The sequence below is a fragment of the Aestuariimicrobium sp. G57 genome (genome assembly GCF_050110855.1).
Lineage (GTDB): Bacteria > Actinomycetota > Actinomycetes > Propionibacteriales > Propionibacteriaceae > Aestuariimicrobium.
In genome coordinates this window covers 565,782-592,346 of the sequence record NZ_JBNINW010000003.1, presented here as the reverse complement: position 1 = coordinate 592,346, position 26,565 = coordinate 565,782, and the positions used below count along the sequence as shown (strand labels likewise).

Annotated in this window: 25 protein-coding genes; 7 read left to right on the top strand and 18 right to left on the bottom strand. The window is 69.1% G+C overall.

Annotated features, from left to right (window positions below):
• Positions 1-12: 12 nt before the first annotated feature.
• The 7 genes from cobS to ACQCX5_RS09770 all read right to left on the bottom strand — a co-directional run bounded on the left by cobS (position 13) and on the right by ACQCX5_RS09770 (position 7,666).
• Positions 13-786, bottom strand: coding sequence for an adenosylcobinamide-GDP ribazoletransferase (gene cobS, locus ACQCX5_RS09800; RefSeq protein ID WP_434541842.1), 774 nt, complete (start codon positions 784-786; stop codon positions 13-15).
• Positions 787-1,347 carry a bifunctional adenosylcobinamide kinase/adenosylcobinamide-phosphate guanylyltransferase gene (gene cobU / locus ACQCX5_RS09795; protein ID WP_434541841.1) on the bottom strand — a complete coding sequence of 187 codons (561 nt, stop codon included), beginning with the start codon at positions 1,345-1,347 and terminating at the stop codon, positions 787-789.
• Positions 1,344-2,405 carry a nicotinate-nucleotide--dimethylbenzimidazole phosphoribosyltransferase gene (gene cobT, locus ACQCX5_RS09790; protein WP_434541840.1) on the bottom strand — a complete coding sequence of 354 codons (1,062 nt, stop codon included), beginning with the start codon at positions 2,403-2,405 and terminating at the stop codon, positions 1,344-1,346. The genes cobU and cobT overlap by 4 nt, the downstream gene beginning before the upstream one ends.
• Positions 2,406-2,435: 30 nt before the next feature.
• Positions 2,436-2,759 carry a GNAT family N-acetyltransferase gene (locus tag ACQCX5_RS09785; protein WP_434541839.1) on the bottom strand — a complete coding sequence of 108 codons (324 nt, stop codon included), beginning with the start codon at positions 2,757-2,759 and terminating at the stop codon, positions 2,436-2,438.
• Between the two features lie 548 nt (positions 2,760-3,307).
• Complete coding sequence (locus ACQCX5_RS09780; protein WP_434541838.1) at positions 3,308-5,989, bottom strand: S8 family serine peptidase; 2,682 nt, start codon at positions 5,987-5,989, stop codon at positions 3,308-3,310.
• Between the two features lie 160 nt (positions 5,990-6,149).
• Complete coding sequence (locus ACQCX5_RS09775; RefSeq protein ID WP_434541837.1) at positions 6,150-7,151, bottom strand: Gfo/Idh/MocA family protein; 1,002 nt, start codon at positions 7,149-7,151, stop codon at positions 6,150-6,152.
• Complete coding sequence (locus ACQCX5_RS09770; protein WP_434541836.1) at positions 7,148-7,666, bottom strand: DUF1707 SHOCT-like domain-containing protein; 519 nt, start codon at positions 7,664-7,666, stop codon at positions 7,148-7,150. The genes ACQCX5_RS09775 and ACQCX5_RS09770 overlap by 4 nt, the downstream gene beginning before the upstream one ends.
• A 256-nt stretch (positions 7,667-7,922) precedes the next feature.
• Between ACQCX5_RS09770 and ACQCX5_RS09765 the strand changes: the two genes are divergently transcribed.
• Together ACQCX5_RS09765 and murJ are read left to right on the top strand one after the other, a co-directional pair.
• On the top strand, positions 7,923-9,194 hold the full coding sequence (locus ACQCX5_RS09765) for an aspartate kinase (protein ID WP_434541905.1): 1,272 nt from the start codon (positions 7,923-7,925) through the stop codon (positions 9,192-9,194).
• 4 nt (positions 9,195-9,198) lie between these two features.
• Complete coding sequence (gene murJ, locus ACQCX5_RS09760) at positions 9,199-11,499, top strand: murein biosynthesis integral membrane protein MurJ (RefSeq protein WP_434541835.1); 2,301 nt, start codon at positions 9,199-9,201, stop codon at positions 11,497-11,499.
• Between the two features lie 987 nt (positions 11,500-12,486).
• On the opposite strand, the gene ACQCX5_RS09755 is transcribed toward murJ, so the two are convergent.
• On the bottom strand, positions 12,487-13,236 hold the full coding sequence (locus ACQCX5_RS09755; protein WP_434541834.1) for a hypothetical protein: 750 nt from the start codon (positions 13,234-13,236) through the stop codon (positions 12,487-12,489).
• A 38-nt stretch (positions 13,237-13,274) separates the two neighbouring features.
• Between ACQCX5_RS09755 and ACQCX5_RS09750 the strand changes: the two genes are divergently transcribed.
• The gene (locus ACQCX5_RS09750) at positions 13,275-13,709 is read left to right on the top strand and encodes a thioesterase family protein (protein WP_434541833.1); all 435 of its coding nucleotides are present in this window, start codon (positions 13,275-13,277) and stop codon (positions 13,707-13,709) included.
• On the opposite strand, the gene ACQCX5_RS09745 is transcribed toward ACQCX5_RS09750, so the two are convergent.
• The 8 genes from ACQCX5_RS09745 to rfbB are packed head-to-tail and all read right to left on the bottom strand — an operon-like array spanning position 13,702 to position 20,639.
• On the bottom strand, positions 13,702-14,265 hold the full coding sequence (locus ACQCX5_RS09745; protein ID WP_434541832.1) for a PH domain-containing protein: 564 nt from the start codon (positions 14,263-14,265) through the stop codon (positions 13,702-13,704). The genes ACQCX5_RS09750 and ACQCX5_RS09745 overlap by 8 nt on opposite strands.
• Positions 14,266-14,281: 16 nt before the next feature.
• Positions 14,282-15,376, bottom strand: coding sequence for an LCP family protein (locus tag ACQCX5_RS09740; RefSeq protein WP_434541831.1), 1,095 nt, complete (start codon positions 15,374-15,376; stop codon positions 14,282-14,284).
• On the bottom strand, positions 15,376-16,236 hold the full coding sequence (locus ACQCX5_RS09735) for a hypothetical protein (protein ID WP_434541830.1): 861 nt from the start codon (positions 16,234-16,236) through the stop codon (positions 15,376-15,378). Before ACQCX5_RS09735 ends, ACQCX5_RS09740 begins: the two co-directional genes overlap by 1 nt.
• Positions 16,233-17,123: a nucleotidyltransferase family protein gene (locus tag ACQCX5_RS09730; protein ID WP_434541829.1), complete on the bottom strand. Its 891-nt coding sequence runs from the start codon at positions 17,121-17,123 to the stop codon at positions 16,233-16,235. The genes ACQCX5_RS09735 and ACQCX5_RS09730 overlap by 4 nt, the downstream gene beginning before the upstream one ends.
• Positions 17,120-17,422 carry a hypothetical protein gene (locus tag ACQCX5_RS09725; protein WP_434541828.1) on the bottom strand — a complete coding sequence of 101 codons (303 nt, stop codon included), beginning with the start codon at positions 17,420-17,422 and terminating at the stop codon, positions 17,120-17,122. Before ACQCX5_RS09725 ends, ACQCX5_RS09730 begins: the two co-directional genes overlap by 4 nt.
• Positions 17,419-18,189 (bottom strand): hypothetical protein, encoded by a 771-nt coding sequence (locus ACQCX5_RS09720; RefSeq protein ID WP_434541827.1) that lies wholly within the window; start codon positions 18,187-18,189, stop codon positions 17,419-17,421. Before ACQCX5_RS09720 ends, ACQCX5_RS09725 begins: the two co-directional genes overlap by 4 nt.
• 11 nt (positions 18,190-18,200) lie before the next feature.
• Positions 18,201-19,613, bottom strand: coding sequence for a sugar nucleotide-binding protein (locus ACQCX5_RS09715; protein ID WP_434541826.1), 1,413 nt, complete (start codon positions 19,611-19,613; stop codon positions 18,201-18,203).
• Positions 19,614-19,631: 18 nt separating this feature from the next.
• Positions 19,632-20,639: a dTDP-glucose 4,6-dehydratase gene (rfbB, locus tag ACQCX5_RS09710; protein WP_434541825.1), complete on the bottom strand. Its 1,008-nt coding sequence runs from the start codon at positions 20,637-20,639 to the stop codon at positions 19,632-19,634.
• Between the two features lie 90 nt (positions 20,640-20,729).
• On the opposite strand from rfbB, the gene rfbA reads away from it, so the two are divergent.
• From rfbA to mptB, 4 genes are read left to right on the top strand one after another with little or no spacing between them, the layout of a single operon-like run.
• Positions 20,730-21,605: a glucose-1-phosphate thymidylyltransferase RfbA gene (rfbA, locus tag ACQCX5_RS09705; RefSeq protein ID WP_434541824.1), complete on the top strand. Its 876-nt coding sequence runs from the start codon at positions 20,730-20,732 to the stop codon at positions 21,603-21,605.
• Positions 21,602-22,144: an acyltransferase gene (locus tag ACQCX5_RS09700; RefSeq protein ID WP_434541823.1), complete on the top strand. Its 543-nt coding sequence runs from the start codon at positions 21,602-21,604 to the stop codon at positions 22,142-22,144. Before rfbA ends, ACQCX5_RS09700 begins: the two co-directional genes overlap by 4 nt.
• Complete coding sequence (locus ACQCX5_RS09695) at positions 22,141-23,148, top strand: CgeB family protein (RefSeq protein WP_434541822.1); 1,008 nt, start codon at positions 22,141-22,143, stop codon at positions 23,146-23,148. Before ACQCX5_RS09700 ends, ACQCX5_RS09695 begins: the two co-directional genes overlap by 4 nt.
• Positions 23,145-24,767, top strand: coding sequence for a polyprenol phosphomannose-dependent alpha 1,6 mannosyltransferase MptB (gene mptB / locus ACQCX5_RS09690; RefSeq protein WP_434541821.1), 1,623 nt, complete (start codon positions 23,145-23,147; stop codon positions 24,765-24,767). Before ACQCX5_RS09695 ends, mptB begins: the two co-directional genes overlap by 4 nt.
• On the opposite strand, the gene ACQCX5_RS09685 is transcribed toward mptB, so the two are convergent.
• Both ACQCX5_RS09685 and ACQCX5_RS09680 read right to left on the bottom strand, forming a co-directional pair.
• Positions 24,668-25,612: a glycosyltransferase family 2 protein gene (locus ACQCX5_RS09685; protein WP_434541820.1), complete on the bottom strand. Its 945-nt coding sequence runs from the start codon at positions 25,610-25,612 to the stop codon at positions 24,668-24,670. The two genes, mptB and ACQCX5_RS09685, sit on opposite strands and share 100 nt — an antisense overlap.
• Positions 25,609-26,565, bottom strand: coding sequence for a hypothetical protein (locus tag ACQCX5_RS09680; RefSeq protein ID WP_434541819.1), 957 nt, complete (start codon positions 26,563-26,565; stop codon positions 25,609-25,611). The genes ACQCX5_RS09685 and ACQCX5_RS09680 overlap by 4 nt, the downstream gene beginning before the upstream one ends.

The following is a 26,565-nucleotide window of genomic DNA, read 5'->3' as shown; positions in this document are numbered from 1 at the left end:
TCATGGACGAGGTCACGGCGCCACCAGCGCCATCACCACCAGCCCCGTCGCCTGGGTGACCTCGATGATCGAGCCGAACGTGTCACCGGTGAGGCCCCCCAACCGTCGGCGCAGGTAGCGCTGCCACAGCCGGCCCACCACCAGCGGCACAACCACGCCCCCGGCGAGCGCGACCGCCTGCCCGGGGCCGGCGATCCACCAGCCGGAGCCCACGGCACCCGCCGCCAGCAGGATCGTCCACGCCGCAGCCGGCACTGGGCTGCCGGCCCCTTCGAACAACGACCCGAACCCCCCGGGACGGGCGCTGGGGCGCCCCGGTGCGGTGGCGAACACCACCGCGAGGCGTCCGGTGGCGGCGGCGAGCACCAGGGCGACGGCCCCCAGCCAGCCATCGACGCCCGCCAATGACACCAGCGCCGCGATGTCGAGCAGCACCACGAACACGAGCGCGAGCACGCCCATGGGTCCGATGTCCGAGCGCTTCATGATCACCAGCGCCTCATCGGCCGGACGACGCGACCCCAGCCCATCGGCGGTGTCGGCGACGCCGTCCAGGTGCAGGCCGCCGGTCGCCAGCGCCAGCACGCCCACGGCCGCGACTGCCCCCAGCAGCGGCATCGACAGCCAGCTGACAAGGCCGAACACCGCCCCTGCCAGCACACCCAACAGCAACCCCACCGCCGGGAACCAGCTCATCGCCCGTCTCGCAGTCGCCTTGTCGATCCGCGCCAGGGCGGGCGCGGGCAGCGTGGTGAACAGCCCGAGCGCGGCCATGAAGCCCCGCATTCAGCGCACCTGCAGCGGGATGCCCGCCACGCACAGCACCACCCGCTCGCATTCGGCGGCCACGCGCGTGTTCAGCCGGCCGAGCTCATCGCGGAACATCCGCACCTCGGGGGTGTCCGGCACCACGCCCCAGCCCACCTCGTTGCTGACCATGATCACCTCACGGTTCGTGCCGGCAACGGCCCCGACAAGGGCATCGGTCGCCCGGTCGAGGCCGTCCCGCCACTGCGGCGGCGGGGTCGTCCACGCGTCGAGGCCGTCCAGGGTGCGGGTGAGCCACAGCGTCAGACAGTCAATCAGCACCGGTGTGGACGAGGCAGTGCCGAGCACCCCCACAAGGTCGAGCGTCTCAAGGGTGCGCCAGCCGTCAGGGCGGCGGGCGCGGTGCAGGGTCACCCGGTCACTCCATTCGGGGTCGTCGGGGTAGCTGGCGCTGGTGGCGACATAGTCGACATCGGCGCGCTCAGAGAACTGCTGCTCGGCCCAGTGTGACTTGCCGGAGCGAGCACCGCCGAGCACGAGGGTGCGCAGTGCGCCGGCAGGGGTCTGCGGCGTATTCATCGGCCGCTCACCCCGGCCGAGCTGAACGTCGACATCTCGTGCATCACGGCCGCTGCCGCGCGCACCATCGGCAGCGCCAGCACCGCCCCGGTGCCCTCGCCCAGCCGCAGGCCCAGGTCAACCAGCGGCGTCAGGCCCAGGTGGTGCATCGCCGCAGCGATGCCTGGCTCGTCCCCGGCATGGCCGGCCACCAGGTAACCGGACGCAGCAGGCGCCAGCGCCACGGCGACCAGTGCGGCCGAACATGCGATGACGCCGTCGAGCAGCACGGGCACGCGATGGGCGGCGGCACCCAGCACCAGACCCGCCAGTGCGGCGTGCTCGAGCCCGCCGACGGCCGCGAGTACGGCGAGGGGGTCGGCCGGGTCGGGGCGATGCAGGGCCAGGGCGTCGGAAATGACGGCGCGCTTGGTGGTGAGCATGGCGTCGTCGGCACCAGCGCCTCGTCCGGTGACCTCGTGCACGTCGGCGCCGGTGAACACCGCCACGAGTGCGGCGCTGGGGGTGGTGTTGCCGATGCCCATCTCTCCGGTGAGCAGAATCTGGGCACCGTCGGCCACGGCCTGCTCAGCAACGTCGATGCCGACCTCGATCGCGGCCACCGCTTCGGCCGGCGTCATGGCAGTCCCGGTGGTGAAGTCGGCGGTGCCGCGTCGGACGGTGCGCCGGGCGATGGCGGGGTGGTCGGGATGCTCACCCGCGACGCCGATGTCGGTGAGCACCAATTCGGCCCCTGCGCGGCGGGCGAGCACGTTGACCGCAGCGCCGCCGTTTGCCATGTTCATCAACATCTGCACCGTGACCTGCTGGGGCCAGGGCGTCACCCCCCGGGCGACGACCCCGTGGTCGGCGGCGAAGACGGCGACGGTAGCCTGCTCGGGGATCGGCGGGGGACACTGCCCCGACATACCGGCCAGCCGGATGCCGAGGTCTTCGAGGGCGCCGAGGCTGCCGGGCGGCTTGGTGAGGTCGGCCTGCAGTTGCCGGGCCGCCTGCATCGCCTGCTCATCGATCGGGGTGATGCGTGCGATGAGGTGGGCGAGGCGTGCAGATGTCATGCCGTCGAGCCTTTCATGCCCGGGTTGGGCTCAGGCGCGCAGGTCTTCGTACTCGGGATGCTTCTTCATGTACCGGTCGAGGAACGGACAAGTCGGCTGCACCTTCAGGCCGCGCTCGCGGGCATCGTCGAACGCGAACTTCGCCAGGGCCATCCCATAGCCGCGCCCGCCGAATGCCTCGTCCACGATGGTGTGCGGCATCTCGCTGACGCCATCGCGTTCGTGGAACTCGATGTAGCCGGCCTCGACGCCGTCTGCGCTGAGGATGTAGCGGTGGCGGTCATCGACCCGGGCGATCGAGACGTCGTGGTCGGTGTTGGTCCTGGGCACGTGCGGCTTGGGCGCGTCAGTCATGGGCCCAGTATGGCGCGCGGTCCAGATTCCGGCAGGAGTCGCGCAGATGCGGTCGTGGTTGGCCTGTGCGGGCCAAGCCTGCCGGTTTCTGGACAGTGGCGGGTCGGGCGGGCGCGGGCCGACCCGTGGACGGGGCCAGGTGAGCCGGGGCTGGGCTTGTCGGGGTGCCGGAACGTGCACACGTGGCACCAGCGCCACTTGTGCAGTTCGTATGGCCGGGATCGGTTGCACACGTGGCACCAGCGCCACGTGTGCAAGGTCCCCGTCGTCCACGCCGGTGCCCCGCGACCCCCAGCGGTGACCACAGCCGCCGGACGAGCACTCCGACACCCTTGTGAACACGTCGACACCTGTACAAGGGTGTCGAGGTGCACCCAAAGGTGTCGGCGTGCAGCTGAGCGACCGGTGGTGCATGGCCGACCCGTGGAAGGGGCGAGGTGAGCCGGGGCTGGGCTTGTCCGGGTCCACCCCACACACGACAGTGGCGGGCACCCCCATGGGGGCACCCGCCACTGCGTCTGAACCGCGTCAGGCCTGGTGAACGACAATCAGCGCTTCGGGTTCACCTTCACGTTCGGGTCAACCTGGATCTGCTTCAGGTTCGGGTCGACCGTGCCGCTGCCGATCGTGAACGACGGGCTGGTCCAGGTCTGGACATCGTTGGGGCCGCCCAGCGCCTTGATGGCCCGCAGTTCGAGCACGTACGTGCCGGCCGGGGCGTTCAGCACATTCTTGCCCTGGCTGTAGGTGCCATCCCAGGCCAGCGCCGTGAACAGGTCATCACGGCCTGCGTAACCCGTGCTCAGCACGGGCTTGCTGCTGAGCTGGGTCTTCGAGCCGTCGGCATTCACCTTGTAGGCGAACACCTGCAGGTCGGTGACCGGGTATTCCACGTGGAAGATCAGGAACGGCACGTCGTCGCCCTGCATGGTGAAGTTGCCACCATCGACAGGGCTGAGGTCACCGCCGTCGAGCCTGGCGAGCCACGGGAACCCGAGGCCGAAGCTGTCCTGCAGCGGGTTCAGCGCCTGGTAGTCACCGGCCATGCCGGCGTAGGGCACCCGAAGGGTCTCACCGTTCGAGCCGGTGAGCACGACCCAGCCGCCGTAGATGTAGCCATCGGGGGCATCGGCCGGGGCCGAGATGGTCACCTTGACCTTGGCAGTCTTGCCGGCCCGCACCACGACCGAGGCCGGGGCGCTGACATTGTTCGGCGAGTCGAAGAAGGTCGGGTCCGAAGGCCCGAACGCCCCCACACCGTCCACATTGCTGATGGCATAGGTGACGTCCGTCGTGCCCGTGTTCTTGATCTCGAGCGTGGTGGTCTTCGCCTTCTTGCCACCTTCGCCCAGGGCGATCTTGCCCGGGGTGACCGACTGCTTGGTGGTGGCAGCGCGGGCGATGTCGATCATGCCGGCACCCTGGCGGGCGACCATGTCGAGGTAACCCGCGCCGGGCGCGAAGCTGAAGTCCGCGGGCTTCGAGGTGTTCTGCAACAGCTCGCGCACGGCCAGCGCCTTGCCCTTGAGGTCGGGACGAGCCTCGAGCAGCAGTGCCACAGCGCCAGCCACATGCGGGGCCGACATCGAGGTGCCCGACTTCGCGCCGTACGAGTTCTGCTCGACCGGCACAGTCGACCAGATGTTGCCGCCGGGGGCACCCAGGTCAGGCTTCAGGTCGAGGTCGGCCGCCAGGCCCCAGCTCGAGAACGACGACAGCAGGCCGCCCTGCGGATCGGGGGTCTGCACCGTGCCGGGGGTCCAGGTGATGGTGACCTCACCGGCGGCGGCTGCAGCCGCGAGGGCCTCGCCGTCAGCCTGCGTGATCATTCCCACCGGGATGGTGATCGCGGGGGTGCCGGCCACCGTGGGGCTGATCATGCCGGCGACGTTGTTGTACAGGATCACGGCGTCGGCACCGGCCGTCTGACCCGCCAGCGCCTTCTCATGGAACGTGCAGCCGCCGCGCTGGATCAGGTACACCGTGCCGGGCCCAACAGCCGGCAGCGGCCCATTGGCCACACAACCATCGGTCGGTGCCACGGCCACCTTCAGCGTGCCCGACGTGGGCGGCAGCGGTGCGCCGCTGGCGGGGACGTAGCCGATGCTGGTGCCGAGCGAGGTGGTGAACGAGTTCAGCCGGATCGAGGCGTTGTCGAAGCTCGCGACACCGATGGCGGTCTTGGCCACACCCGGGGCACCGCCCGAGAACAGGCCATTGGTGCCTTCGTTGCCGGCCGAGGCCACCACGATCGTGCCCTTCTTCGACAGCCGGTCGGTGGCCTGCGCGGTCGGGTACTGCGGCCAGCTCATGAAGCTGTCGCCCAGTGACATGTTGACGACGTCCATCTTGTCCTGCCCGGCACGCTCGAGTGCGGCAAGGATGACGTCGGTGTCGGCCGAGCCCTCACAGCCGAACACGCGGTAGGCGCCGAGGGTGGCCTTGGGGGCCACGCCGCGCACACCCTCAGCGGACGGGTTGCCATCGGCGGCGGCAATGCCGGCGACGTGGGTGCCGTGGCCCTCGCAGTCGTCGGGGTTGTTGTCGGGCACCGGGCGCGAGCCGGGGATTTCGGCGTTGTAGTCGTCACCGACGAAGTCGTAGCCGTAGGCCACCTTCGTGGTGGGGAACGGGGTCGAGCCCGGGGTGCCGTTGCCGCCCAGGTCGGGGTGGTCGATGTCGATGCCGGTGTCGATGATGCCGATCTTGATGTTCTTGCCCGACAGGCCGAGCTCATTCTGGGCGATGGACGCACCGGTCATGTTGATGGCCGAGGCCATGTCGGGCGTGGCGGACGATGTCGCGTTGATCACGGGGCGCTTGACCTCGACGACCGGGAACACCTTTTCGACACCGGGGATGGCCAGCAGTTCTGCCACCGAGGAGTCGCTGGTGGTGACCGTCATGCCGTTGAACGAGGTGGTGAACGACCGGGTGACCTCGACCTTCAGGCCACGGCTGCGGGCATTCTTGAGCACGGTGTCCTGGGTCGACTTTGCCTGGGCGGCGCTGCCGCCGTCATCAGTCGGGGCGCCCGAGACCTGGACGAACCACTTGTTCGGCACGGCAGCGGTGCCGGCCTGCTTCTTGACGGTGGTGACATAGTCGGACAGCCGGCCGAGATCGGCATCGGCTGAGGCGGGCAGTTGCGCGAGGCCGGTGCACACCAGCGACACTGCTGCAACGCCTGCAGCCAGCCGGGCGGCTGGGCGCGGACGAGCGTTGTTCATGCTTCTCCTCACAGAATTCTCCCCACAGGAGTGAGGTGTACGAATGCGGTAGAAGCTACGCGTCCAGGTGGGCCGGTCGGGGCGAATCTGTGAAAATCATGAGCTTCGCCGAGATATCGTTCGCCGGCCGTGACCTGATCGACACAGGTTCGGGTCCGGCTCAGTCGATCGGGTCGTCTGAATCCGCCGCCGGCACACCCAGTTCGTCCAGCGCCTGCTGCAGTTGTCGCATCACCTCGAGGGTGTCGTCGAGCGGCATGACCGGGCTCTCGGTGAGCCCCGCGCGCACGCACCGGTTCACCTCGATGAACTCGGCCGCGTACCCCCTGCCGAGCACGGTGGGTGCCAGTTCGCGTGACTCGCCCTCCAGGGGGTGGACGAGCACGCTGGCGGGATGGTGGAACCGTGGCGGCACCTCGGCCCAACCCTTCGTGCCGAGCACCACCATGCGGCCGGGGCCGGGGGTCCTGAAGGCCGCGGCCAGTGTGGCGAATCGTCCATCGGCATAGGTCAACAGCATGCCGACCTCGGCATCTGCGCCGTTCTCGTAGTGGGTGCCGTGCACAGCCATCGAGATGGCATTGCCCAGGAAGTCCTGGGCGAAGCTGAGGGGGTAGACACCCAGGTCGAGCACCGCCCCACCACCTTCGGCAATGTTGAACAGCCGGTCGTCCACGTCATAGGCGCGGAACGCGCACAGGTCGCCCTGCACCGAACGGACCTCGCCGAGTTCGCCCGAGGCGACCACCTCATGCAGCGCCTGGACGGCGGGCTGGAAGCGGGTCCACATCGCCTCCATGGCGAAGACGCCGGCGGTGCGGGCGGCATCGACGACCTGCTGGGCCCCGGCATGGGTGGCGGTGAAGGCCTTCTCGACGAGGATGGGCTTGCCGGCCGCGATCGCGGCCAGGGCGATGGCCTTGTGGCGGGGGTGGGTCGTGGCGATGTAGAGGGCGTCGACATCGGGGTCGTCGACCAAGGCCTGGTACGAGCCGTGGGCGGTGGCGATGCCGTGCTGGGCGGCGTACTCGGTGGCCCGCTCGAGTGAGCGCGAGCCGACGGCCTGCAGGGTGACCTCGTCGGGGATCAGGGCGAGGTCGGCCAGCACGGTGTCGACGATGCGACCGGTGCCGGCGATGCCCCAGCGCAGGGGAGTGGTCACCACAGTTCCTTTCGTTGCTGTTGCTGTTGTTCGAGGCGCAGCCTCTCGGCTGCCTGGTGGCGGCGTTTGGCCGTCTCGGCGATCCCATTCAGCAGGCCCGAGACCAGGAACCCCGGGAAGATGGCCCACCACATGCCCAGCGTGAACGCCAGAATGAACCCGGCCGGTACGGCCAGCCAGCCGATGATGCGCAGCACATTGATCGAGATGGGCTCGTCCGCCGGCAGGTCGAGGCCACTACCCCCGTGGTGGTGCTCGAGCTGTTGCCGGGTGGTGTCGGTGGCGGGGGCCACGAGGGCAGCGGGCTGGTCGACGGCCTCGTCCCCGGCGCGGGGCAGGTCGGCGAACAGCGGTGCGAGGTCATCGCGGGTTTTCGCCTGCAGCGCAGCCTCCATGCGCTCCTCGAACTCCTCGGCGGTGAGGCGGCCCTCGGCGTGGTGGCGCTGCAGCGCCTCGACAGCCGCGTCGCGCTCGGCGAACCCGATGCGCTGCGGCGGGCGGGGCGGCTCTGTCATGGCGTCATGCTACCCAGAAGGGTGAAGCGGGGCAGGTGTCCATTTTCCGGCGGTCGTGCCCCCTGTGACAGGTCAGTGCGGTCAGACCCGGCGAGCCTGCCGGGAAATGGACAGTGGGGAGCCCCCGAACCACGCGCTGATTGCCCGCCGCGTCGCGCCCCACGCCGCCGCCGCGCCGGATTTACTACACTCGTGGGGTGCCTCGCCGCCCGGCGGGGCATCGGGGCCCAGCGCCCTGCAGTGGAAGAAGGTGAAGATGGCCCGGATCGTGATGAAGTTCGGCGGCTCGTCAGTGGCCGATGCCGAGTCGATCAAGCGTGTCGCCCGGCGTGTGCTGCGTGCCAAGCAGGACGGCCACGAGGTGGTCATCGTCATTTCAGCCATGGGCGACACGACCGACGAACTCATGGACCTCGCCCTGCAGGTCTCGCCCCAGCCCGCCCCGCGTGAGCTCGACATGCTGCTCACCACCGGCGAGCGCCAGTCGGCGGCCCTGCTCGCGATGGCCCTGGCCGACCTGGGCGCCGAGGCCCGCAGCTACACCGGCTCGCAGGCCGGCGTGATCACCACCAGCTCGCACGGCAATGCCCGCATCATCGACATCACGCCCGGCCGCATCGTCTCGGCGCTGACCGAGGGTAACATCGTCATCGTGGCCGGCTTCCAGGGCGTGTCGCAGGACACCAAGGACGTCACCACGCTGGGACGCGGCGCGTCCGACACGACCGCCGTCGCCCTGGCCGATGCCATGGATGCCGACTACTGCGAGATCTACTCCGACGTCGACGGCGTGTTCACCGCCGACCCGCGGATCGTCCCCGGTGCGCGCCGCATCCCCGAGATCTCGTACGAAGAGATGCTTGAGATGGCGGCCAACGGCGCCAAGATCCTGCACCTGCGCTGTGTCGAGTACGCGCGCCGCGAGAACGTGCCCGTGCACGTGCGCTCCAGCTTCAGTGACAAGCCCGGTACCTGGGTCAAGGACATCAACGACATGGAAGGAACGGCCATGGAAGAGGCCATCATCTCGGGCGTCGCCCACGACCGTGGCGAGGCGAAGATCACCGTGGTCGGTGTGCCCGACCGCGTCGGTGTCGCCTCGAAGATCTTCCTGGCGATCGCCGAGGCCGAGATCAATGTCGACATGATCGTGCAGAACGTCTCGCATGTCAGCGACAACCGCACCGACATCTCGTTCACCCTGCCGATGTCGGATGGCCGCAAGGCCATCGAGTCGCTGCGGGCCATCCAGCCCGAGGTCGACTTCGAGGACGTGCTCTATGACGACCAGGTCGGCAAGGTCTCGGTGATCGGCGTCGGCATGCGTTCGCACCCCGGCGTCACCGCCACGTTCTTCAACGCCCTGGCCCAGGCCGGCATCAACATCGGCATGATCTCGACCTCCGAGATCCGCATCTCGGTTGTCGTCTCGGCCGACCAGGTGGACGACGCCGTGCGCGCCGCCCACAGCGCCTTCGGCCTCGACGCCGAGGGCGAGGCCGTGGTCTACGCGGGCACCGGCCGCTGACGCGATGAGCGAGCATCCGCGTCGTCCGCGACGCGCCGTCCGGGGGCCCGCTGACGGCGGGCCACCCGAACGTGGGCTGCCGGACGACGTGAGCCCTTCGAGCAGGGGAGTGCCCGAGGGACTGTTCCGCGACGACAAGTCCGGGGCCTCGGGCCGCGACGAGTCGTGGGGCCGGCCGACCGGGGCGATGCCGTCGGGCCTGTTCCGGGACGAGCCGGCAGCGGCCACGCCGCCCCCGGTGGTCGGGCCGTCTGCGACCACACCACCGGCCGCCGCGCCACGGCGAGCCTCCGGCGAGCAGCCCCCGCATCGCTTCGTACCGCCGGTCCAGGCCGAGTGGCAGGACTGGGACCAGACCTCGGTCGACAGCACGCTGTACGTCAGCCTGAATGACTTCTTCGGCGGTTCGCTGAACAAGTACGACCCGGTGCTCGATGACTGGCGCGGCACCGAACCTGAGCACCCCGAGCACCCCGAGCATTCGGAGCACCCCGAGTCGGCAGCAGCACCGGCACCCACCGCCGATGCCGGATGGCGGGCCCCGGTCGACCCCGATGCCCTCACCAGCACTGTGCCCCGGCCGCCGCTGACCGATGCCGACCTCGCCGCAGAAGAGGTGCGCCGCGCGGGTGGCCTCGGCCCGGCCACACCCCAGCAGCCCTCGTCCGACACTGACGGTGAACCCACCGCCGTGCCCGACGTCGCCGCCACCGGTGAGGCCACCGCCGTGGCCCGCAACTCGGCGCTGATGGCCTCGGGAACGCTGGTCTCGCGCGTGCTCGGCATGGTGCGCACGGCGCTGCTGGCGGCCGCGTTCGGCGTCACCGTGATGGGTGACGCGTTCCAGGTGGCGAACACGCTGCCCAACTACGTCTACATCCTGCTGTCGGCCGGCGTGCTGAATGCCGTGCTCATCCCGCAGATCACGAAGGCCATGAAGCGTGCCGACGGCGGCCAGGCGTTCGTCGACCGGCTGCTGACGGTCTCGCTCGGGCTGGTCTTCGTCGTCGCGCTGCTCGCGACAGTGGCCGCGCCGTTGCTGGTCAGGATCACGTCGAACCTGCCACCAGATGCCTACCAGGGGGCGGTGTTCTACGCCTATCTGTGCCTGCCGCAGATCGCCTTCTATGGGCTCTACGCCGTGTTGGGCCAGGTGCTCAATGCCCGTGGCCAGTTCGCGGAGTTCATGTGGGCCCCTGCCCTCGCGAACGTCGTCCAGATCGCGGGGTTGATCTGGTTCCTGGTCGCCTATGGCGAGCAGCGGCCCGGCGACGTCTTCACCGCGCCGATGATGTGGCTGCTGGGCCTGTCGGCGACCCTCGGCATCGTGCTGCAGGGCCTGTCGCTGATCTGGCCGCTGTACCGGGGCGGGTTCCGGTTCACGCCGCGCTTCGACATTCGCGGCCACGGACTGGGCAGCGCCTCGAAGATCCTCGGCTGGACGTTCACGGCCCTGGTCATCGCCCAGGTCGGCGGGTTCGCGGTGCAGCAGGTGATGACCACGATCCGCGGCGACGACGAGCGCGTGCCCTCGGTGCTGGCCCATTCGCAGGCGTTCCAGATCTTCATCCTGCCGCACAGTTTCGTGACGGTGTCGATCCTGACCGCGCTGTTCCCGTCGATGAGTCGCGCCCACCAGGACGGTGACAGCGGCCGCATGCGTGAGCTGCTGACGCGTTCGCTGCGCATGCCGGCGGTGGCGGTCATCCCCATGAGTGCGGCGATGATCGCGCTGGCCTACCCGATCATCCGGGTGCTGCTGCCCGGCGGGGGTACCGACCATGTGGCGGTTGCCTGGATCCTCGCGGCGATGTCGATCGGCACCATGGCCTTCGGCATCACCACGTTGCAGCAGCGCTACTGCTTCGCCCGTGAGGACGGTCGCACCAACCTGTACCTGCAGGTGTTGTTGACCGTCGTCCAGATCAGCATCGCCCTGTTCGCCTTCGCGGTGCCGCAGCGCTGGGGGGTGTTCACGATCGGGCTGGGCCAGTCGATCGCCAACATCGTCGCGGCGGCTGCGTTCCTGTGGGTGGCGCAGCGCCAGTTGGGCGGGTGGGCGTTGCGTCCGGTGGCGGGGCTCTATGGACGGCTCGTCGCCGGTTCAGTCGCCGCCGGTGTGGTCGCGTTCGGGTTGTCGTGGGCGATTGGCCAGCTGGGGTCGGGCGTGGGCGTGGCGCTGGTGCAGCTGGTGGTCGGTGGGGGGGCATTCCTGGCCGTGGCGTATGTGGCGCTGAAGAAGCTGGGTGTGGATGAGCTCGACGAGGTGCTGGCCCCGGTGCTGAGGCGGCTCAAGCGTTCGTGAGGCTCGGGCGTTCGTGAGGCCGGCGGTGGTGCGTGGGCCCCGCTGACCAGAATCCGGCCGTCTTGCGCCAGATGGCTGCTCAGAGGGGCGATTCGGGCCATGCCTGCCGGGATCTGGTCATGGCCGGCGCGAGCACTGCGTCGGGGGTAGGCGTCTGCCTGGTGGCGGGTGGGCTTGCGGGGAGGACCACCTGATCGAGGGTCGCTGATCTTGCACAAGTGGCACCAGTGCCTCGTCCGCAGCCTGATCAGCCAGAACCAGGCGCACACGTGGCACCTGTGTCACTTTCGCAGGTTCTGGGGGGCGCCGAGCCGGGGCCAGGGCCTGCCCGGCGGCGGGTGTGGTGGCAGAGCCAGTGACGAGGGGGGCTCGAGCAGGCGTGGGCCTCTGTGATCTTGCACAAGTGGCAGCAGTGCCTCGTCCGCAGCCTGATCAGCCAGAACCAGGCGCACACGTGGCACCTGTGTCACTTTCGCAGGTTCTGGGCGGCCGCCGAGCCGGGGCCAGGGCCTGCAGGTGCACCAGCGTGCCGGTGGCGGGCGGCGCGGGTGACCAGACCCCGAGAACCGGCGCCAGCACTGGGATGTCCGAATGCGCATGACCAGAATCCGGCCGTCTTGCGCCAGATGGCTGCTCAGAGGGGCGATCCAAGCCACTCCTGCCGGGATCTGGTCATGGCCGGCGCCAGCACTGCGTCGGGGTCGGGGCCCGCCTGGCCGGTGTGGTGGCGGGTCGGTCACGAGGGGGCTCGACCTGGCCGAGCGCCCTGATCTTGCACAAGTGGCACCAGTGCCTCGTCCGCAGCCTGATCAGCCAGAACCAGCTGCATTCGTGGCGCCAGTGTCACGTGTGCAGGTTTCGGGCGTGCGCTGGCCCGCCCGCCGGCGCATGGAGCCCCGACCGGGGTGTCCAGATCCCGGCAGGAGTGGCTTGGATCGGCAATCTGGGCAGAGATGCAGCCCATGTCTGCCGGATTCTGGACAGCCCCTAACGGTTCTGCGGCAGCAACGCGATCTTCTGCCAGATCTTGCGCGACATGCCCGTCGTCAGGTCTTCGATGCCCTCAATGGCCGCCAGCACGGTCGAGTCACTCGTCTGCTCGCCATAGAGCGCCGAGATCTTGCTCACCACCGACAACAGCTCCGAGCAGTAGTCCAGGTAGTACGACAGCTGCGCCGCGGTGAGATCCTCCGCAATGCTCGCTGCGGTCGGCTGGAAGTCCGGCCGCAGCCGTTCGGGGTCCTTCGTCAGCTGGTGCATGTCGATCACGTGCGCGATCGAGCGCAGCCGGTGCAGGGCCCGCAGCGTGCCGCTGCGAAAAATCCGCTGCGGCCATGCCCACGTGAAATAGATCGCGATGCTGGCGAAGACCAGGTCGTTGATCAGGCTCTCGAAGAATGACGGCCATGTCGAGGCCCCGCCGATGCCGTCGCGGGCGCCCTGCACCAGCAGCCAGATGGCCACCACCCCGGCCACCACCAGCGCCACGATCACGACCAGCGATGCCATCCGCGCCCACTTCATGCGCCGGTGCTGCTGGTCGAGATCGGCCAAAGTCTCGTCCACGAGCACGACCAGGTCTTGCGCGACCGCACGCAGGTTGCGTCGCGGGAACCGGGCGGCGATGCGCTGCTCGAGCCGCACCGTGATCTCTTTCAGGTACACGGCCTCGAGCTGGCGGCGGCTGGGCTGGGTCTGCGGCTCCGGCGGGTCCGGCGTCGCGTCGTCCGGGGTCATGGCGCCACAGTAGCGGCGCGGTGTGCCACACTTTCGCCATGATCGAACCCGGCAGCACGTCGACGATGACCTACACGGTGCCCGTGCAGCGCACGGTGCCCCACCTCTACCCCGAGTCGGACGAGTTCCAGACCGTGCCCGAGGTGTTCGCCACCGGCTACATGGTCGGGCTGCTCGAATGGGCTTGCATGCGCCACCTTGACGAGACGGGCCATGTCACCGATGAGCAGATCTCGGTCGGCACCGACATTCGCGTCAACCACACCGCCGCCACCCTGCCGGGCCAGGTGGTGACCGTCGAGGTGACCTGCACCTCGGTCGATGGACGCGTGGTCAACTGGGACGTCACCGCCCGCGACGAGCGCGACGTCATCACGGCCGGCACCCACCAGCGCGCGGTGCTGGACAGGGCACGCTTCCTGGGCGGGCTGCACAAGAAGGCGACCGAGGTCGGGGTCGACCCGATCAGCTGAACGGCTGCTGGCGTCGGCGCCAGTCGGCGAAGGCCGTCAGCACGAACTGCACGTCGGGGTGCGGCACCCAGCTGCCGTCACCAGCCCGCTGCGGTGGCTGGCCCAGGCGCAGCACGACCAGGTGCCGGCCGCTGTGCAGGGCCAGCACGAACCGCCGGCCTGTCATCGCAGCCTCGGGGGCTTTCACCGCCGCCACCTCGGCCCAGGGCGTCGTCCGGTCGACGAACCACGGCTGCCTCACCTGCAGGCCATCAACATGCACGGCCACCGAGGCCCGGGTCGTCTGCCGAATGCCGACCAGCGCCAGCAGGATCACGGCGACGCTGAGCACCACCAGCCCCACGCACATCACCATCAGCATGTCATTGCCCAGCTCGCGCGCAAGCCGCAACAGGTACAGCGCCAACCCGAGCGGCACCAGGCCCAACGCGGCCGAGACCCACATCAGCTTCACATGCGTGCTGCCCGCGCGGGTGGCGGGGTAGTCGCCCAACCACGCCAGTTGTGGGCCGAGACGCAGGCTCGGGTCACCGGGGTGCTGCGGTCGTCTCATCATGTCGTGCCGGCCGGCCTCAGCGGCTCGCCCAGTACTGGTCCATCGTGTCGCCACGCATCGCCGCCGCGATCGCGGCCAGCTTCGGCTGGTCGACCGCCGCGTACCACTGGCCGTCGCTGCTGGTGCCGAAGTGTGAATAGGGCGCCATCATCGAGCGCACGTCATTGCCCGTGGTGATGCGCATCTGGGTGCCCAGCTCGATGATCTTCTGGTTCGTGAACGCCGTGTCGACGGTGAAGTTCGGGCCCAGCGTGGTGACCGAGTCGCGGAACTTGACCGGGTCGGTCAGCACCCCGCGCGAGGCGAGCTTGTCGAGCACCGCCTTGATCACGTCACGCTGGCGTTCGTTGCGGTCGAAGTCGCCATTGGGCAGGTCGTAGCGGTTGCGGACGAACATCAGTGCCTTCGCACCGTCGAGTTGGACGAAGCCCTCGGGAAACACCTGTCCATCGATCTTCGAGGCGTGCCGGTTGTAGACCTGGATGCCGCCGACGGCGTCGATGACCTTCGTGAAGCCGTCGAAGTCGATCAGCGCCGTGTGGTCGACCCTGATGTTCAGCAGCTGCTCGACGGTCTGCACGGTCAGTTGCGGCCCGCCCCACGAATAGGCGGCGTTGATCTTGGCGGTGCCATGGCCGGGGATCGGCACCCAGTAGTCACGCGGCAGCGAGATCAGGTAGGCATTCTTGCGGTCACCCGAGATGTGCAACACCATCAGCACATCGGATCGGCCACGCTCAGCGGTCGACCGGCGGTCCGAACCCATCAGCACGATGTTCATGGGTGCGTACTTTGCTCCCGGCTTGGTCGGCGCGGGCGTCGGGCGTCCCTCGTAGTCGACGACGGTGAGTTCGGGGTCACGCTTGACCTGGTTGAGTCCGTCGAGGGTGGCCTTGCCGTACCAACCCACGACCACGGCCACACCCACGAGGATCGCGCCCAGCACCACGAACACGGTCAGCAGCAGCCACCGGTCACGCAGCCGCTTCTTGCCCCGCCGGGGTGCTGCCGCAGCGGCAGCGGCCGCCTCGGTGTCGGCTGCGCCGGCGTCGGCACCCGATGGGGTGGCGTCGTCGAACAGCGAGACCCGCTCGTCGTCGGTGTTGCTCATCATGTCCTCCGTGTGGCCAGCCTGCCAATCGCCCCCAGTATGGCATTGAGGTGGGAATCGATCTGTTGCGAGGCGGCCCGGGCGGCCTCGGGCCCGCGCCCGTAGGGGTCGGGCACGGCGTCGCCTGGTTGGGACGAACGGTGCTGCCACAGGTGTGGGGCCATGTCGGCGAGACCGGCCCCCGACATGGTGAGGCCATCGAGTTCACGGGCCACCTGGCCGATCAGGAACGTGCGCGGGGCCAGCGCCGGCCACTCGTCCATGATGTAGCGGCGGTGGCGGTCGGACATGGCGATGATCAGGTCGGCCGAGGTGGCGATGTCGCGGGTCAGTTGCCGGGCGACATGCCCCGAGGGGTCGACACCACGCGGCACGAGCCTGGCCATGGGCGGGTCGATGCGGGCACCGACGACGGCATGGGTGCCGGCCGAGGTGAACTCGACGCCGTCGATCGGGGCAGCGGCGGCCACCACCTGGGCGTAGGCGGACCGGCAGATGTTGCCGGTGCAGACGAACAGCACGCGATAGGGCTTGAGGTCGTGGGGTCCCGGCATGTCCTGGGAATCGTCGTCCTCACCCGAGGGCACCACGGCTCGTCTGGGTGCGCCCTGCTCGACGATGCCGTTCGCGGCCAGTTCGTCCACAAAGCCGCGCACCGTCGTCGCGATGTCGTCCGACTCATCGCCCCACCGCGCCACCGCCTCGGTGACCGGGTCGAGCCCGTCGGCGATGTCGGCGAAGATGACGCCCGCGACGCCCTGCAGTGCGATGGGTGAGCCCCCGGGCAGCCGCATCACCGCGATCAACTGGCCCACCTCGTCCTCGACCCAGGCCACCTGCGAGTGCACCCGCCAGGTCATCGGCCACCCCCGAAGCGCTCCCGCAGGGCCCTGCGCAGCCGCTCCCGGCGCTTGGCGGCGATCTCTTCGCGGGTGGGTTCGCGGCCCAGGTCAAGACGCATGCGGTCGGTGTTCACCTGCAGTGCCCGCACCATGACCGACGCCGCCTGCCACGGCGTGCGGGCGGCCCGCAGCCGGGCACGCCACTCGTCGGTGCGGCTGTGGGCCTCCGGGCCGCTGAACTGCTTCCACAGCGCATATTCGGGGTGGTGCCGGTAGTCGTCGAGTTCGCCGATCGCGGCTGCGAGCGCCACGGTGGCGTCCAGGTCTTCGGCAAGGCTGCGCACCCGTTCGCGGTCGACTTCGCCGGCACGTCCCCACACCTGGTCGACGTCCAGCTGTTTGGTGCCCTCGGACCGGGCGGCGTGCAGCAGCAACAGCAGCCGCTGGTCGTCGACGTGGGGCACGGCACAGGCCCAGTGGGCGAGCGTGACCTCGTGGCGGCGCGACCACAGGGTCTCGAACGCCGTGGCAGGTCGCAGACCGATGCCGGGAAAGTGCCGGTGGATGTCCGCGTGACCCAGCTCGTCATGCCAAATATTGGCGGCGTGCTCGAACGGCGACCCCGACCGGTAGCGGGTGCGCTGGTGGCAGCCATGCTCACGCAGCCGCGACAGCAGCCGCTCGGCGTCGGCGGGACGCACCAGCACGTCGGCGTCGGTCGAATGCCGGGGCATCGGCTCGCCATGCGCACCGCGCTGCAACAGGCTCACGTCGAGCGCCGGGCCCTTGACGTGCAACAGGTCGATGCCGGCCTCGTCGGCGACCGACTGCAGGAAGGCGTGCATCAATTCGACCCGCACGCCCATGGGCAGGTCCACCGACGGCTGCGCCCCGGCCGCACTCATGATGCCTCGCCCTGCAGGTCGGTCTCGACCAGCACCCCGGCCGCCACCAGGTCGGCCAGCTGTTCGCCGACCCGCCCAGCCAGTCCGCCACCCGGGGGCTCGCCGAACAGGTCGCGGCAGGTCGCGGCCAGGTCGTCCAGCGGGGTAGGCTCGGCGCACTGCGCAACCAGCACCGCCGCGATCGGCCCCACCCGCACCAGCTGCTGCCGGGTCAGCACCAGGGCGTCGTCCCCATCGACCAGCAGGTCGGTGAACTGTGGTGAGACGACGTAGTGGGCCATGGTGCCGGATTCTGTCATCGCGCCGACCCCAGCGCCGCATCGGCGACAGCGCGCAGGTCGGTGTGGTCGCCGTAGGTCCAGCGTTCGGCGCCGCCGGTGGCCGCGAGCAGGTCGGCAACCACGTGCAGCGCCCCCGGCAGGTGGCCGAGTGAGGACGTCTCAGGGCCCAGCGCCTCGATCGCGTCCAGCGTGCCCAGGTGTTCGACGTCCAGTCCTTCGACCCCGTGCACCCGGCGCAGCAGCACCAGCTTGCGCAGCCGCGGTGTGGTGTGGGCGGGCTGCAGCCCCAGGTCATCGGGACTGACCTCATGCTTGACGGGCCCGTCCCCGCGCAACGACAGCGGCTTGGGGTAGGCCACGATGCTGCCGTCGGCACGCATGCCGATGGTTTCGTCGCTCAGGTAGCCGTAGTGCGTGCCCAGCGCCTTGGCCAGCGTCGATTTGCCCGTGCCGCCCGGTGCCACGAACACGAGGCTGTCGCCGGTGACGGGGTGTGACACCCCGCCCGCATGCACCATGAACAAGCGCCCCACCTGCTGGGTGATCAGGGCATGGGTGACAGCCTGCGTCAGGTGCGTGAGCACCACGGCGATGTCATGGTCACTGCCCAGCTCGGACGACTTCGTGAGCCCGGTGGTGACCACCTCGTCGACCCCGCCCGGGTCGGCCACCAGACAGCGCGACCATGCCCGCTCGAACCGTGCCCACAAGGTGGCGTCCACCTCGGGGCCCCGGGCGCCGTCGGCAAGCTCGACCCGCACAAGTCGGTCGAGCCCCCCCAGCACGGCACTCCTCGTCAACGCATCTTCCCCTGTGCGGGCGCGTGGGCAGCCAGCCAGTCGACGAGCCGCGCGTCGGCATCCGGTGGCGTGAAGCCGGTCGCGATGATCCTGCCCAGCGCCAGCCCGCTGTGGGCCGGGCGTGGCGCGAGCAGCTTGCCGGCGGCGTAGTCGGCGGTGCTCACCGGGGTCACATCGGACGCGTCGCGGCCGCACAGTTCGAAGACCCGTGCGGCGACCTGGGCCCACGAGACCTCCGGCCCCGAGTTGCTGAGGTTGTAGGTGCCCGGCGCCGCGCCCGACGACAACAGGTGCACGATGCCGGCCGCGAGGTCGTCCGCGAAGGTCAACCGGCCGAACTGGTCGTCGACGACCGACGGCGAAGCCCCCTTCGCTGCCAGCGCCGCCATCGTGGCGACGAAGTTGCGGCCCTCGCCCACCACCCAGCTGGTGCGCACGATCCAGTGCTGCGGCACGCCGGCGGCGGCCAGGTCGCCTGCGGCCTTTGTCTGGCCATAGACGCCGAGCGGCGCGAAGGGTTCGTGTTCGTCGTGCTCGGGCTGGGTGCCGTCGAAGACGTAGTCGGACGAGATGTGCACCAGCCGCAGCCGGTGTGCCCGCGCGGCCTCGGCCAGGAGGGCGACGCCGGTGGCGTTCAGCTGCCAGGCCATCCGTCGTCCATCGGCAGTTTCGGCGGCGTCGACCGAGGTGAACGCGGCGGTGTTGATGATCGTGTCGAAACCGCTGAAGTCGAAGCCCGCGACCTGATCGGGTGAGGTGAGGTCGAGCGTGCCGCTGCCGGCCACCACGGCATCGGGCAGCAGCCGCTGCAGTGCCCGCGAGACCTGGCCACCGGCGCCGACGATCAGGGTGCGGCGGGGCTTCATGGGCGTGACGTCGGCCAGCATCGGGTGGTTCTGGTCAGCCTCGGACAGTTCGGCCTGGTCGCGGGGGATCGGCCAGTCGATGCCCAGCGCGGGGTCGTAGACGTTGGCATAGGTGTAGTGCTGCTTGGCGGCGGCACTCCAGTGCTGGTTGACCAGGTAGGTGTAGGTGGTGGCGTCCTGCAGCGACTGGTAGCTGTTGCCGACCCCCCGGGGCACGAAGACGGCCTTGTCAGGGCCGATGTCGACGGTGACGACGGTGCCGAAGCCGGGGCCCTCGCGCAAGTCGACCCAGCCGCCCAGGATGTGGCCGGTGACCACGGAGACGAGTTTGTCCCAGGGTTCGGCGTGCACACCGCGGGTGGTGCCGCGCGCGGCATTGAACGAAATGTTGTGCTGCACGGGGCCGAAGTCGGGCAGGCCCAGTTCAGTCATCTTCGCGCGCTGCCAGTTCTCTTTGAACCAGCCGCGGGAGTCGCCGTGCACGGGCAGGTGCAGCACCAACAGGCCCTCGATCGCGGTCGTCTCGATGCGCAAGTCGCTCATGTCACCGGCCCTTCCAACTCACTGGCCCTTCGCCGCGTACTTTGCCTCGGTCTGCTGTTTCATGGGTCGCCACCATGCCTCATTGTCCCTGTACCAGTCGATGGTTGCTGCCAACCCTGCCCGGAAATCGATGTACTGGGGCGCCCAGCCGAGCTCTTCGCGCAGCCTGGTCGAGTCGATGGCATAGCGCAGGTCGTGGCCTGCCCGGTCGGTGACGCGGTCGTAGGCGTCACGCGGCCGGCCCATCAGTTCGAGGATGAGTTCGACCACGGCCTTGTTGTTCATCTCGCCGTCGGCGCCGATCAGGTAGGTCTGCCCGGGGCGGCCGGCCTCGATGATGCGCTGCACCGCGGCGTTGTGATCGTCCACGTGGATCCAGTCGCGCACGTTGAGCCCGGCGCCATAGAGCTTGGGACGCACCCCGTCGAGCACATTGGTGATCTGGCGGGGGATGAACTTCTCGACATGCTGGCGCGGGCCGTAGTTGTTCGAGCAGTTCGAGATGGTCGCCGTGATGCCGAATGAGCGCACCCATGCCCGCACCAGGTGGTCCGAACCCGCCTTGCTGGCCGAATAGGGGCTCGACGGGTTGTAGGGCGTCGTCGGGGTGAACCTGGTGGGGTCGTCGAGTTCGAGGTCTCCGTAGACCTCGTCGGTCGAGATGTGGTGCAGCCGCTTGCCGTGCCGGCGCACCGCTTCAAGGATGGTGAATGTGCCGACCAGGTTCGTCCGGATGAAAGGGGACGGGTCATTGAGCGAGTTGTCGTTGTGGCTTTCAGCCGCGAAATGGACGACGACATCGTGGGTGGCCACCAGCTCATCGACGAGCGCGGCATCAGCGACATCACCCTGCACCAGCCGGAACCTGTCGGCGGGCAGGCCGTCCAGCGAACTGGGCTGGGCGGCATAGGTGAGCGCGTCGAGCACCGTCACCGTCGCGTCGGTGGTCGCGAGCAGGCGGTGGACGTAGTTGGAGCCGATGAACCCGGCCCCGCCGGTGCACAGGACGGCAGTCACGAGCCCCATGCTAGTGGGGTTGGGCAGGGTGGGGTAACGATGTCACGGTTGCTCGGGGCCATCGGTGCGGCGGCGGTGCGGGTGTGTCATGCTGTCGGCATGCGCGGAATCATTCTGGCTGGCGGCACCGGTTCGCGGCTGCACCCGATCACGCTCGGGGTCAGCAAGCAGTTGGTGCCCGTCTATGACAAGCCGATGATCTACTACCCGTTGTCGACGTTGATCTTTGCGGGTATTCGCGACGTGCTGGTGATCACCACCCCGCACGAGGCGGCGGGTTTTCAGCACTTGCTGGGCGACGGGTCGGCCTACGGTATTTCGATCAGCTATGCGGTGCAGCCCGAACCCAAGGGTCTGGCGCAGGCATTCACGATTGGCGCCGATTTCATCGGTGGTGAGCGAGTGTGCCTGGTGCTCGGCGACAACCTGTTCTACGGCCAGGGGCTGGGCACGCAGCTGGCGACGTTGTCCGAGGTTGATGGTGCCGCGATCTTCGGGTACTGGGTCGCTGATCCGACGGCGTACGGCGTGGTCGAGGTGGCCGAGGACGGGCGCGCTCTCTCGATTGAGGAGAAGCCCAGGGCACCGCGATCTCATTACGCGGTGCCGGGCCTGTATTTCTATGACAACGAGGTCGTCGCGGTCGCGCGCGGGTTGACGCCGTCGGCACGGGGAGAGTTGGAGATCACGGATGTCAATCGGCATTACCTCGAGGCGGGGCGGTTGCAGGTGAAGCTGCTGCCGCGGGGCACGGCATGGCTCGACACGGGCACCTTCGATTCGTTGAATGATGCGACCAACTTCGTGCGCACGATCCAGGCCAGGCAGGGACTGGTGGTGGGCAGCCCCGAAGAGGCGGCCTGGCGCCAGGGGTTCTTGAGCGATGAGCAACTGCTCGAGCGGGCGGGCCGGTATGCGAAGTCCGGGTACGGGGCGTACCTGGAGCAGCTGGTGGGGTTCGGGAGGCACGGGTGAATCTCGCCAGGTTGTTCGTCGAGAAGCTGCCCGGGCTGCGCTACCGCCGCTCGCAGCTGTTCATGCCCGTGCTGCGCCGGGCCTTTGCCCACATCGGGCGCGGGACGGTCATCGTCGACCCGCTCACGCTGGCCGGCACCGACCGGATCCGCATTGGTGACAACACGATCATTCGCGATGGCGTGTGGTTGGCGGCCGAGGGTGAGCAGGCCTCGCTCACGGTGGGGGACAACAACTACGTCGGCCACCACTGCCACCTGCACTCGATCGACCCGGTCAGCATCGGCTCGGGATGCGTGTTCGCCGACAACGTGCTGGTCACCAGCACCGACCACCAACGCGGCAATCGGCATGGCGTCACGGGCACCGGACCGATCGTGATCGGTGACGGCGTGTTCCTGGGCCAGAACGTGGTGGTGCTGGGCGGGGTGACCATCGGCGACGGGGCCACCGTGGCAGCCAACGCCGTGGTGACCAGGGACGTGGCTGCCGGTGCCCTGGTGGGTGGGGTGCCCGCGAAACCGATCGGAGGGTCATGAGCCCCCGCAGGTTACTGCTGGTCAGCCCCACGTTCCACGGCTACTGGCGCTCGATCGAGGCCGCCTTCCGTGCATTGGGGTATGACGCCAGCACCTACTGCTACGACGCTGCCCCGAAGGCCGAGAAACTGTGGAACAAGGTGCGCCACGAACTGCCTGCGCGGGTCAGGGGCCAACAGGGGCACCTGTCGCCCGACCTGGTCAGCGCCCGCGCCGCCCACGCCGTCCGTGAGGCACGCCCTGACATCGTGCTCGTCGTGCGCGGCGACGTGCTGACGCCTGCGTTCTGGGGCGAGGTGCGCGAGGTCGGCGCGGTGCCGGCGATGTGGCTCTATGACGAGATCCGCCGCATGCGCTACGACATCAACACGATCGGCGACCTGGGCGCGATCGCCACCTACAGCTCAGTCGATGCCGCTGCGCTGAATGCCAAGGGGGTGCAGGCGCTGCACGTGCCGCTGGCCTTCGACCCCGCGGTCGTGCCGTCGCCAATGGCGCCGATGGGCGAGTTCAACTTCATCGGGGCCCGCTATGGTCGCCGCGAGGAATACCTGCAGGCAATGGTGGCTGCAGGGATCCCGGTGCGTGCCCACGGTCGCGACTGGTCGTCACACCCCGTGGATCGGGCCCGCACGTTCCGGCTCGAGGCGCCGCCTGTGCCCGCCGGTCGCGACCTGGCCCTGCCCGATGCCTACGGGGTGATGCGCGCCGGACTGGGAACCCTGAACGTGCACGGCGACCAGGACGGGTTCACGATGCGCACGTTCGAGGCGGCCGGCGTGGGGGCGGTGCAGTTGGTCGACCGGCCGGATGTGGAGCACTACTACGACCCCGGGCGCGAGGTGTTGGTCTTCACCGACCCTGACGAACTGGTGCGCCAGTGCCGCAACGTGATGGCCTCGGCTGATCGCATGGCGGCCCTGCGTGAGGCGGCCGCTGCGCGCACGCGGGCCGAGCACACGTTCGTCCACCGGGCGCGGTCACTCGAGGCGCTGTGGCAGTGACCACCCACGGCGGCCGTCAAGCAGCAGCTGTTGGCATCGCCGTGGGGCTGGGCGGCGCGGGGCTGGCTGTGTTCGCCCTCGCGTCGGCCTTCGGTACCGAAGTCATGCCGGATGGTCCTTTCGGGCTGTGGACCCCATTTCGTTCCGGTGGAGGGCACCGGGCGGTCGAGTTGGCGGCGACGGCGCGCATGCTCGGCGTTGTGTTGCTGGTTGGTGCGTGGTTTGCGCTGCGTCACCAGCCACGTCGGACGCAGGCATGGGCCCTGTTGGTGTGGTCGCTCGTGCTGCTGGTCATTCCCCCGGGCAGGGGCGATGTCTACAACTACGTGGAGCAGGGGTGGCTCGTGCTGCAGGGCCTCGACCCCACCGTGGTTCCGTCCGGCAGCGTTGCGGGGCCATATGCCGGCTGGGGTGGGGCGTGGACCGGCACGACGGTCGCCTATCCGCCCGTGGGACTGGCGCTGCAGGCCGCCGTCGTGTGGGCCTCGGCGGGAAGCGCATGGCTGGCCCTGGTGCTGATGCGGCTTCTCTGCGTGGTCGCAGTGGTTGGCCTCTGGCTCGCGCTGCCACGGCTGGCCGACCTGTTCGGCGTGTCCGGCAGGCAGGCGGGCTGGGCGGTGGGGCTGAACCCGATGATCTGGGTGCACGGCGTCGCGGGCATTCATCTCGACATGGTGGCGGTCACCCTCGCGGCTGCAGCGCTCTGCTTGCTCGTCCCTGTGGCGATTCGCCTCGGTGGTGCGACCCGCCATGGGAGTGTCGCGGGACTGGTGCGACAGGCGGTCCTGGGCACGCTGCTGGCCCTGATGGCGGTGGGCATCAAGCCGCAGGCAGCCCTGGCGTTGTGTTTTGTGGTGCCGTTCGCGCTCACGCGTGGACGCAGCTGGCGACTGCGGCAGCTGGCGCAGGCCGTGGCGAGCGCGCTGGTGGTAGCGGTGCTCGTGGGCGCGGTGGCGGCACTGTCAAGGGTCAGCCCCTTCGGGGCGCGCTGGACCAGCGCCACGGGTGATCCGTCGTGGGCGTCCTCGTCGTGGTGGTCGATCTGGGCCGACGTGGCAGGCCGCGCAGGTGGCGCGCCGGCAATGCTGCACGAGGCGCTTGCGCCCCAGGCACTGCTCTGGTGCAGCCTCGCCGCTGTGATGGTGCTGCTCGTGGTGGTGCTCTCGGTACGGCTGCCGGAAGCTGCGATGTTCGGGGCTTTGACGCTGCTCGTGGTCTGCACGATCGGGCCGGCTGGCAGGCCTTGGTACCTGCTGCCGGCTGTGCTCGGGCTGGGCCTGCTGCGCTGGGCACCCACCCGGCAGGCGATCGTCACCGTGCTCGTGCTGGTCGCCTTCTCGGGCGAGATGTTCGGCACGATGAGTTACCTGGGCCGGCAGGCGTGGTCGTGGGGGCTGGCAGCGTCGCTGGCGGTGACGATCGCGTCGGTCTGCGCCACTCGGCGAGACGTTGACGCAGACCTCCAGGCGATCGACGCAGCGACGGGCGCGTGGCAGGACCGTGATGACGATGGAGCCGCCTATGTTGAGCGACTCCGTTCCGGGCGCCTGGACGAGGCGTCCGCGCCGTCCAGTAGAAGCGGGGCTGGCATGCGGCCCAGCCACCGAAAGAGGAAGTGACCCTCGAACTCCCCGAGAGTCATGCCCGCGCTACGCGCACGGCGGATCTTGTCGGATTCCGAGCTGCGCCACAGGTCGATCGGGAGTCTCGACCACGTGCGTGCGAGTGCGAGGACCGAGTACCGGAAGCTCATGACATCCCCCAAGTGTGCGCGGTGCCGCACTCGAAGCATGATGTTGCCTCGGCCCCAATTGCGGTGCTGGCGGAAAGTGGCCATGCCGCCGGCGCGGTGCCGCACACGGACGACCGCGGGGTCGCGAGTGAGCGTGAGCCCACCTTGCTGCGCGCGCCAACCGAAATCGATGTCCTCGACCCCGTAGCGGTAACTCTCGTCGAAGCCACCGATGGCGAGTGCCGCATTGCGTTCCAGTGCCACGTTTGCAGAATCGATACTGGGCAGGTAGCCCGCAATAATCCCGAGCTCTTTTTCCACCCCGCCTGCCAATGCAGGCGGGTTCAGCGGTCCGAAATCATCCCACCCCACGACAATCCCACCGGGTTTCACGAACTTCGCCATGGCTGCTACCCAATCGTCCGCCACTACGTCATCGGCATCACAGAACGCCACCACGCGTCCGCGGGCGGCAAGAATGCCGACGTTGCGGGCGTGGCTCGCCCCCCGTCGCGTACTCGCGTGGAGCAGGCGCAGGTTCGGTAGCCGTTCGGTGTACCCCTTGACGACCGCTCGCGTGCCATCGGTGCTGCCGTTGTCGCACACCAGCACTTCGAATGCCGGTGCGTCGTGCTGGCGCACCAGGGCATCCAACTGCTCGCCAATGGTATCTGCCCCGTTGAACACGGGGATGACCACGCTGACCTCGGGGGCGACGGCCGGGTCACTCATGCGCGTGCCCGTCGCCAGTTGGTCCAGCGGATGCGCACTGTCTGGGGTGCACGGCGCAACTTGTTGCGCCATACCCATGCCCGGCGTGCCGCCTCACCCTCGAGCTTCTGTCGGTGGGTGGTGCGCCGTCCCTGCACCACCTGGGTGATGCCATCGAGCAGGATCGCCGCGTAGTCCTCGTGGGTCGCCACCGGGATGTCGAGCAGGCTGGCCAATTTGGGGTTGTCGTCCGCGATCTCGACGTCGCACCCACAGGCGCGCCCCTCGAGGACGGCGCGTTCGCCGCCGCCCTGCAGCACGCACGGCACCAGCACCGACGTCGACCGGCTGTACAAGGTTGCCAGCTCCGCCTGGGTGACGTGGTCAACGAGCGTGATGCCGGCGTCGGTGAAGGGCTGCCGCCGGGCCTCATCGGCCGATGAGAGGTCACCGACGATGACGCGCGTGCCGGCCTTGTCGAGCAAGCGTTCGGGCCGCTTGAAGTCGGCCAGCCGACCCACGAACAGCCAGTCGATGTCGCGCGGCTGATGCGTGTCGTGCATGACCCGGGTGTCCACGCCGATGCCCTGCAGCGCGAAGGGGTGTTGTCGGACGAATTGTGCGTACCACGGCGTCTCGTAGAAGAGCACGTCATAGCGCAGTGACTGCCTGAGCGACTGTGGCTGGCTCGACCCGGCGATCAGCAGGCCGCATGAGGCGTTGGTGCGTGCCAACGCGGACGCTGCCAGTGCATCCGGGTACCAACCCCAGTCACTGCGCACCAACACGAAGTCGGCGTCGGTCTTGCCGATGCTTGCCCGCTGGACTGCGGCGTCACTGTTGTAGGGGTGGACGTTGATCCATTCGACCTCATGCTTCTGGGCGATCACGTCCATGGCCGCAGAGAAGCCGTCGAAGTCCTGGCCGTAGGCTGACGAGATGGTCGGGATCGCGTGAACGACTGCAATCTTCAC

Bases quoted from the DNA above. Each gene is read 5' to 3' on its own strand.
- cobS (WP_434541842.1), bottom strand. From the start codon at position 786: ATGCGGGGCTTCATGGCCGCGCTCGGGCTGTTCACCACGCTGCCCGCG.
- cobU (WP_434541841.1), bottom strand. From the start codon at position 1,347: ATGAATACGCCGCAGACCCCTGCCGGCGCACTGCGCACCCTCGTGCTC.
- cobT (WP_434541840.1), bottom strand. From the start codon at position 2,405: ATGACATCTGCACGCCTCGCCCACCTCATCGCACGCATCACCCCGATC.
- ACQCX5_RS09785 (WP_434541839.1), bottom strand. From the start codon at position 2,759: ATGACTGACGCGCCCAAGCCGCACGTGCCCAGGACCAACACCGACCAC.
- ACQCX5_RS09780 (WP_434541838.1), bottom strand. From the start codon at position 5,989: ATGAACAACGCTCGTCCGCGCCCAGCCGCCCGGCTGGCTGCAGGCGTT.
- ACQCX5_RS09770 (WP_434541836.1), bottom strand. From the start codon at position 7,666: ATGACAGAGCCGCCCCGCCCGCCGCAGCGCATCGGGTTCGCCGAGCGC.
- ACQCX5_RS09765 (WP_434541905.1), top strand. From the start codon at position 7,923: ATGGCCCGGATCGTGATGAAGTTCGGCGGCTCGTCAGTGGCCGATGCC.
- murJ (WP_434541835.1), top strand. From the start codon at position 9,199: ATGAGCGAGCATCCGCGTCGTCCGCGACGCGCCGTCCGGGGGCCCGCT.
- ACQCX5_RS09755 (WP_434541834.1), bottom strand. From the start codon at position 13,236: ATGACCCCGGACGACGCGACGCCGGACCCGCCGGAGCCGCAGACCCAG.
- ACQCX5_RS09750 (WP_434541833.1), top strand. From the start codon at position 13,275: ATGATCGAACCCGGCAGCACGTCGACGATGACCTACACGGTGCCCGTG.
- ACQCX5_RS09745 (WP_434541832.1), bottom strand. From the start codon at position 14,265: ATGATGAGACGACCGCAGCACCCCGGTGACCCGAGCCTGCGTCTCGGC.
- ACQCX5_RS09740 (WP_434541831.1), bottom strand. From the start codon at position 15,376: ATGAGCAACACCGACGACGAGCGGGTCTCGCTGTTCGACGACGCCACC.
- ACQCX5_RS09735 (WP_434541830.1), bottom strand. From the start codon at position 16,236: ATGACCTGGCGGGTGCACTCGCAGGTGGCCTGGGTCGAGGACGAGGTG.
- ACQCX5_RS09730 (WP_434541829.1), bottom strand. From the start codon at position 17,123: ATGAGTGCGGCCGGGGCGCAGCCGTCGGTGGACCTGCCCATGGGCGTG.
- ACQCX5_RS09725 (WP_434541828.1), bottom strand. From the start codon at position 17,422: ATGACAGAATCCGGCACCATGGCCCACTACGTCGTCTCACCACAGTTC.
- ACQCX5_RS09715 (WP_434541826.1), bottom strand. From the start codon at position 19,613: ATGAGCGACTTGCGCATCGAGACGACCGCGATCGAGGGCCTGTTGGTG.
- rfbB (WP_434541825.1), bottom strand. From the start codon at position 20,639: ATGGGGCTCGTGACTGCCGTCCTGTGCACCGGCGGGGCCGGGTTCATC.
- rfbA (WP_434541824.1), top strand. From the start codon at position 20,730: ATGCGCGGAATCATTCTGGCTGGCGGCACCGGTTCGCGGCTGCACCCG.
- ACQCX5_RS09695 (WP_434541822.1), top strand. From the start codon at position 22,141: ATGAGCCCCCGCAGGTTACTGCTGGTCAGCCCCACGTTCCACGGCTAC.
- ACQCX5_RS09685 (WP_434541820.1), bottom strand. From the start codon at position 25,612: ATGAGTGACCCGGCCGTCGCCCCCGAGGTCAGCGTGGTCATCCCCGTG.